The sequence below is a fragment of the Streptomyces sp. NRRL B-24572 genome, assembly GCF_002156145.1.
Taxonomy (GTDB): Bacteria; Actinomycetota; Actinomycetes; order Streptomycetales; family Streptomycetaceae; genus Streptomyces; species Streptomyces vietnamensis.
On record NZ_MWIG01001049.1, the window covers coordinates 1 to 548 of the forward strand.

The following is a 548-nucleotide window of genomic DNA, read 5'->3' on the forward strand; positions in this document are numbered from 1 at the left end:
GTCACCGTCGCCTTCACCGGCGGCGAGGCGGCCTCCCCGGCACACGTGCACAAGCTCCAGCGGCTCAGGCCCGGCATCAGGGTCGTCAACGGCTATGGCCCGGCCGAGTCCATGGGTTTCACGACCACCCACACGATCGAGCCCGGCGACGAGCCGCACACGCTGGTTCCGGTCGGCGCGCCCTTGGTGAACAAGGCCGCCTACGTCCTGGACCCTCATCTGAACCTGTGTGCGCCGGGGGTGACCGGTGAGCTGTATCTGGCCGGCGAGGGCCTCGCCCACGGGTATCTGGGCCGGTCCGATCTGACCGCGACCCGTTTCGTACCGAACCCCTTCGCCACGGATGGCGGGCGGCTGTACCGGACGGGCGACCTGGCCCACTTCGACCGGCACGGCCGGCTGCACTACGACGGCCGGGCCGACGACCAGATCAAGATCCGTGGTTTCCGTGTCGAGCCGGGGGAGACCGAGGCCGCGCTCCTCACCCACCGCGCGGTGACCCAGGCCGTCGTCACGGTCCACCACGAGCAGCTCGCCGCGTACGTCGT

Annotated in this window: 1 protein-coding gene; it reads left to right on the forward strand. The window is 70.6% G+C overall.

The features are described 5' to 3' along the window. On the forward strand, positions 1-548 hold a 548-nt coding region (locus tag CCN56_RS39975; protein WP_143664821.1), incomplete at both ends, for an AMP-binding protein.